The organism is Flavobacterium pectinovorum (genome assembly GCF_006438875.1).
Classification (GTDB): Bacteria; Bacteroidota; Bacteroidia; order Flavobacteriales; family Flavobacteriaceae; genus Flavobacterium; species Flavobacterium pectinovorum_A.
This window is the reverse complement of the sequence record NZ_RCZH01000017.1, coordinates 137,172-144,529: the sequence shown is the minus strand read 5'-3', so window position 1 is coordinate 144,529 and position 7,358 is coordinate 137,172. Positions and strand designations below refer to the sequence as shown.

3 protein-coding genes are annotated in these 7,358 nt (G+C 33.1%); 2 read left to right on the top strand and 1 reads right to left on the bottom strand.

Annotation, left to right across the window (positions count from 1 at the left end):
- Positions 1–1,427, bottom strand: a 1,427-nt coding sequence (locus EAH81_RS21595; RefSeq protein WP_140511081.1) for a T9SS C-terminal target domain-containing protein, incomplete at its 3' end; no start/stop codon positions are given.
- 509 nt (positions 1,428–1,936) lie between these two features.
- Between EAH81_RS21595 and EAH81_RS21590 the strand changes: the two genes are divergently transcribed.
- Entirely contained in the window at positions 1,937–5,758 is a 3,822-nt protein-coding gene (locus EAH81_RS21590; RefSeq protein ID WP_140511080.1) for a T9SS type B sorting domain-containing protein, read from the top strand.
- Between the two features lie 380 nt (positions 5,759–6,138).
- Positions 6,139–7,275, top strand: a complete 1,137-nt coding sequence (locus tag EAH81_RS21585; RefSeq protein WP_140511079.1) for a helix-turn-helix domain-containing protein — start codon at positions 6,139–6,141, stop codon at positions 7,273–7,275.
- Positions 7,276–7,358 lie beyond the last annotated feature (83 nt).

Genomic DNA, 7,358 nt, shown 5'->3' with positions numbered 1-7,358 from the left:
TTAACTTTTTCGATTTTTGTTTTGTCTTTTAATTTCACAACCCAAAAATCACTACTGCCAATATTTGAATTTTTATCTTTTGAAGCGCCTGAGTTAGAGGTTCCCGCCATTAAATATCCTCCATCACGGGTCTCAATTAATTCCCTAAGAATATCTTCACCTGCACTTCCAACAGTTTTCTTCCACAATTCCTCCCCTTTTTCATCAATCTTTAAGGCGATATAATCATTAATCCCGTCTTTTTCCTTGACTACCTTATTGGTTAATTTTCCAACAATTCCCTCTCTTGGAGCCCTGATTTCGCTTTGAGCATATCCGCCAATCAGATACGTATGATCCTCTTTGTTTTCTACCAAAGAAGTCAAAATATCTGTTTTTCCAAAATCATAAGTTTTACTCCACACGACTCCTCCTTCTTCATCTAATTTTAAAACCCAGTAATCCGTTCCATTACCTACAATTCCTCCTAATGAAGTAAGTGGATTTTTGCTATTAGAAATAGCTCCGATAATATATCCTCCATCAGTTGTCTGATGAATCACAGAAACCTGATCATCACCTTCGGCTCCATAGGAATTTTGCCATAATATCTCACCAACATCATTTATTTTTATCACCCACACATCGCCAATTCCTTTACTACTATCTGTTTTTTCTCCAGATTGAGAAGAATTTGAATATCCTGCCAGAATAAAACCATTGTCCGTAGTCTGCTCCATACTTTTGAGTAAGTCTGCATATTGACCTCCATATGTTTTTTGCCACTGTATAACACCTTGTTTATCCAGTTTTACAACCCAGTAATCCATGTTTCCCCTACTTTTTTCTGATTTATTGTATAAATCTGCCTTGGTCGTTGTTGTTGATTTTGCATCAGGTATAGTACTTGAAACAGATAGAGGGCTTGAGCTCGAAGATCCTCCTAATATATAACCTCCGTCTCTGGTCTGAAAAGCGCATAACAACTCATCTGAACTATTGCCGCCAATTGTTCTTTGCCATTGTTCGTCCCCTGAGGCATTTAATTTTATAACCCAAAAATCGGTAAGTCCTTTACAAGGTTCATTCTTTTGAAAACTATTCTCAGAGTTTGAGGTTCCTGCCAGAATAAATCCTCCATCACTTGTATTTTTAATACTTTGAAGTAAATCAAATCCACTTCCTCCAAAACTTTTCTGCCAGTCAAGCTCCCCTTTTTCAGTCATTTTCCACACCCAATAATCAAGATCTCCATGACTATCGTCTGATTTATTTCCAGTTTTATTAGATGCAGAGCTTCCTGCCAAAATAAAACCGTAATCGGCTGTTGGCTGGGCATCAAAAAGATAATCTGCATGTTGTCCTCCGTATGATTTTTCCCAAAGAATATCCTGAGAATAAGTAAGTAATGGCAATAAAAGTGGTAGTAGTAAGTAAAGTTTTTTCATACACAATTTTCGTTCTGGAATTTATCTTGCGCGCAAATCTAAATGATCAATTCCTTAAAACTTTACGGGTTTCCACATTCTGAAAAAACTTTTCTTAATAACTAGAAAAAAGCGTGCAAAAATGCGCCTTGGAGGTTTCCTAAAAGTTATCAATTTTATTTATTTTTTTAATCAATCATAAAAATCGTTCAAAAAATGTCTTATCAGAATCGCTAAGACAAAACTTCAAAGAAATCTAAAGTTTTTTTGTTTTTCTTATCAAAGCTCCAAAACAAAATAATCATTGGACTTAATTACTTTTACTAATTCAGAGAATCATTCATAAAAAGTCAAGAAATTTTTATAAAATTTACATTTTATAGCAACATAAAAAAAGGAATAAAATCAGAAACATTTTCCTTTTCTTTGAACTAAGCAAAAATTTTTAAAATTATCCAAAGGAAAGTGTTGATTTTGCTGAATTTCATTCCTTTAATATAGCAGTCGATCATTCCATTTTAACTAAAAATATGACAAAAAAAATACTTCTTATTGTATTATTATTCCTCTCATTTAATTCTTTTGCGCAAGGAGAAGCTAACATTTGGTACTTTGGTTATATGGCAGGGTTAGATTTTAATAGCGGCAGCCCTGTTGTTATAAATGATAGTCAAATGATAACTTACGAAGGTTGTTCTACCATTTCGGATGCAAACGGGAAGTTATTGTTTTATACTGACGGGTATAGAGTTTGGAATAAAAATCATCAAATGATGCCTAATGGTACCGACTTATTAGGAGACTCATCAAGTACACAATCTGGAATTATAATACCTAAGCCTAATACCCCTGGTATTTACTATATTTTTACGGTACCTGCATTGGCAGGTCCGGATGGACTTAGATATTCAGAAGTAGATATGTCCTTAAATGGAGGTCTGGGAGATATAACGTCAAAAAAAAATATTTTATTATACACTCCTTCCTGTGAAAAACTTACGGCTATAAAAAATGCTGCCGGTGATGGATATTGGGTTCTATCACATGGCTTTGGAAACAATCGTTTTATTGCCTATAGCATAACCGAAAATGGCGTAAATCTAACTCCAATTGTAAGTAATGCAGGAAGTATCATTGATAGTGTAGATGGAGACAGATCAGGTTCAATAGGTTACTTAAAAATTTCTCCTAATGGTGATAAGGTAATAAGCAGTAATAGAAATCTAAATGTCGAATTATTTGATTTTGATAATGCAACGGGGATTGTGAGTAATCCAGTAGTAATTTTATCAAATAGTTGGCCAAATTATGGTGCTGAATTTTCTCCTTCCGGAAACATAGCATATGTTACAACAAAAAATGGGGATCTACTCCAATTTGATTTAAGAGCTTCAAATATTGCAAGTACCGCAACTACTCTGCACTCCAATTATAAAAATTTTGACCCACATATAGTATCAGCACTTCAATTAGCCCCAGATGGCAAAATTTATGGGGCTCTTTTTGCAGAAAGATATGTTTCTGTTATTAATAACCCGGATGTTTTAGGATTAGGGAGTGATTTTGTGGCAAACAAGCTTTTTTTAGGAAATGATGCAGCCTCTGGTACTGGTTTACCACAATTCATTCAATCCTATTTTAATGTTGGAATCAATGTTCTAAATAATTGTTTAGGAGAAAACACAACTTTTTCTTTAAGCGGTAACAAATCTATAACTTCTGCAACATGGGATTTTGGAGACGGAACAACATCGACAGATATTAATCCAACGCACACCTACCTGGCTGATGGAACTTTTACGGTTTCAGTTACCGCCACGAGCCCTGGTGGTTCAAGTACCAAAACCAGAGATATTATTATATCAAAAGTTCCCATAGCAACTAAACCAAAAGATATATTGGCTTGCGATAACGATAATGATGGTATCTATACTTTTGATTTAACCATTCAAAATACAGCCATTTTAAACGGACAAGATCCTAACTTGTATAAAGTAAATTATTTTGCAAACAATGTTGCTATCCCATTACCTACTGCTTACGCCAATAAAGTTGCTTATCAAAAGGAAATCATTACTGCTGAAATTTCTAATACTGCCAACGGAAGATGTAAAAACAGTACAAGCTTTGCAATTGATGTTTTTGATAGTCCATTACCAGAACTAGCCAATGCCATCCCAGATTTAACTTCTTGCGACAATACGAGTGTTGGGACTGATGTTGATGGTCGCATCGCTTTTGACTTAACGCAACGAGCTTCAGCTATTTTAAAAGGACAATTGGCTACTCAGTTTTCAATATCCTATTATAAAGATGCCGGTTTTACACAACTTATTACTACACCAACAGCCTATCAAAACACAATATCTACTGAAACTATTTTTGTAAAAGTTGCAAACAAAGAAAATCCTGACTGTATAGCAACTACCTCTTTTAAAATTGCCGTTTTAGCTTTGCCGGTAGTTACTGCAACTGCTAATTTAAAACAGTGTGACGACGATATTGATGGTTTCAGTATTTTTAATTTAGAAGAAGCCATTTCTAAAATAACAACAAATGCTTCAAATGAAACAATTGCTTTTTTTAAGACGATAGCTGATGCACAAAACAATACTAATTCAATATCTAATACTACAACTTATACCAATACAGTTGTGAGTAATGATGTCGTTTATGTGAGAATTAGTAATGCCAATACTTGTTTTAGAATAGCGCGATTAAACCTGATTGTCTCTACAACTCAGATTCCTTCAAGTTTTTCAAAATCTTTTACACAATGTGATGATGTAGTTTCCGGAACGAATACTGATGGTCTAGCTACGTTTGATTTTAGCGGTGTTACCAATCAGATTCAGGCTATTTTTCCTTTAGGTCAACTTTTAGATATTACCTATTATAAAAACCTGAATGATGCTTTGGCTGAAAAAAATACGATTACAAATATTTCGAATTATAGTAATGTTGGTTATCCCAATTCTCAAAAAATATATGTACGTGTAGATAGCAAAGTCAATAATGATTGTTTGGGGTTAGGAGGATATATTACTTTAAATGTTGAACCAATTCCTATAGTGAAATCTCTCATAGAAACTCAATGCGACGACAATCAGGATGGATTATTTGCTTTTAACACATCAACTATTGAATCCCGAATTTTAAATGGATTAACAAATGTCTCGATTTCATATCTGGATCAAAATAACAATCCATTACCTAGTCCGTTACCAAATCCATTTGTAACAGGTTCTAAGATTGTAAAAATAAAAGTAACAAACAATACTGTATCAGCTTGTTCTTATGATACAACAGTTGAATTTGTAGTTGATCGTTTACCGCAGACTTTTCCTATTCCTAATTCGCTGACAACTTTTTGTGATGATGAAATTGACCCTGTACTACAAGACGGAAAATATCCTTTTGATACTACTGCTTTTCAAAATACTATTCTTGGAAATCAAACCGGAATGATTGTAAAATATTATGATGCAAATGGCAATGCCTTATCAAGTCCACTACCCAATCCGTTTTTATCAGCAACACAAGATGTTAAAGTAGAGGTTATTAATCCCGTAAATCAAAGTTGTACTGCAACAACAATTATCCCGTTTAAAGTTAATTCAGTTCCAACTATTCAATTAACAGGAGACGAATTGGTATGTAGCAATTTGCCAACTTTTACCAAAACAATCAATGCAGGTTTAATAGATGAAACTCAAAAAACAAATTATAATTACATCTGGACATTGGATGGAAACCTAATTGTTGGCGAAAATCGGTATGATTTAATAGTCAATAAAAAAGGAATCTATAAGGTTGAAACCCGTAATAGTGATGGATGCTCCAGAACGAGAACTATTACTGTAAATGCATCCGATAAAGCGACAGTACAGATCGATATTGTTGATTTATCTACAGAAAACAGCATAACGGTTTTGGCGACGGGAACTGGAGACTATGTTTTTTCTTTGGATGATGAATCCGGAGAGTATCAAAACAGCAATATTTTTCAAAATGTACCATCTGGAATCCATATCGTCTATGTAAAAGATCTAAATGGATGTGGTATTGTTCCAAAAGAAATCGCCGTTTTAGGAATTCCAACTTTTTTCACTCCTAATCAGGACGGTTCAAATGACACTTGGAATTTAAAAGGAGTCAATTCTGTTTTTAATGCAAAAACGACAATCCAAATTTTTGATCGTTATGGAAAATTACTTAAAGAAATAAACCCAATGGGCGAAGGCTGGGATGGTACTTATGTTGGTCAACAAATGCCGGCAACAGACTATTGGTATTCGATTAGACTGGAAGATGGTCGAATTTTTAAAGGACATTTTGCGCTAAAGCGATAAAAAAACTTTTCTAGTATTTTTTCCAAATCATCTACAAAATGGTTCAAAAATCGTCCCTTCAGAAACAATAAAACAAAGCTTCTCAGAAATCTGAAGCTTTTTTGGTTTTTATCAATTTATAGATTCTGTTTTTCAAATAGAAATCCATAAACATTCCTGCAACAGCCTTTACAAATCAAACTCTTAAAAAATTATTTAAGTTGTTTTTTTATACAAACTAATAAATTATTTAGTTAATCATTTCTTAATCACTTAAGAAAATTCATCTGTATTAACATAAATTCGTTTTACCAATTAGTATGAAATAAGCTATGTTTTAAAAAAATGACGAATTACCATTATTCCAAAACAAATCTCAATAACAACTTTATATTAAAAATTTGATTTATACAACACTTTTAAATATTGCGATTTTTCAGGGAATAGTCTTAGGCTTAATTATTTTAAAGTCTTCCTTATTCAATAGTAATTCAAATAAATATCTGGCAGGCTTATTATTTGCACTTTCAATCGTTTTACTAAATTATGTTTTTGAACTTGAAGATGCCTTTACATCCTATCCCTTATTACGTTTTCTAGACGCTATCGATTGGGTATTTCTATTTCCTGTTTTCACATTTCTGTTTATTATAAACCGCATTGATGATTCGGTAAAAAACAGACAAAAAACTTATCTGTGTTACATTCCATTTGTCTATAACAGTATTCTTAATATTACAATCTGTCTTGACAATGTAGCAGGAATTTATAAAATTCCTGAGTCCTGCATGTACCTCATCAATATACTTCAGCTGATTCAGCTTTTAATGGCCGTTATCATCGTCGTGTTTCTACCTCTTTATTCTTATTTTATGATAAAGCATTTAAAAGACCCTCAAGAGAAAAAATGGGTTATTACCTTATTAACTATCATGTATTTGCTATTATTTGTCTGGCTAACGACTTATTTGGTTGGCCTGTTTTTTCATTCAGACATTTCCTCTACTATGAGTGTTCTGGCTTTATCTGTAACATTCATAATCCATTGGACAGCTTATATAGGTATTTACAAATACAAACTGGTCAAAAACAAAGATGCTGTTTATAATTTTCTGAATAATGATTTAGCTATTTCGTACAGCAGTCTTCAAATTGTAGAAAATAGTACACCCGAAGAATACAAGGAATCTATCACGGCAGATAATCTTTATTTTCAAAAACTGGAAATACTTTGCAAAGAGCAGCACATTTATACGGACAGTACATTAAACCGAGAAAAAGTCGCTGAAAAACTAGGCATAAGCGCCGGATATGTTTCACAAATTATAAATACAATAACGGAAGATAACTTTGCCAATTACATCAATCAATATCGGGTTGAAGCTGTTAAGGAAATGATTTCAAATTCTGAATATGAAAACTACAATTTGCTGACAATGGGATTAGAATCCGGGTTTACTTCGAAAACGACTTTTTATAAAGCCTTTAAAAAAGTTACAGGTCAGACGCCAAACGAATATAAAAACACCGGCAAATAGGTACCGATTTATACAGTTTTAAGCTTTTGAAACCTTTACTGATTTTTCTTATGCGAATTTTGAACTCAAATAATTCAAATCAC

Excerpts from the sequence above, each read along its gene's own strand:
- EAH81_RS21590 (WP_140511080.1), top strand. The coding sequence starts at position 1,937 with ATGACAAAAAAAATACTTCTTATTGTATTATTATTCCTCTCATTTAAT.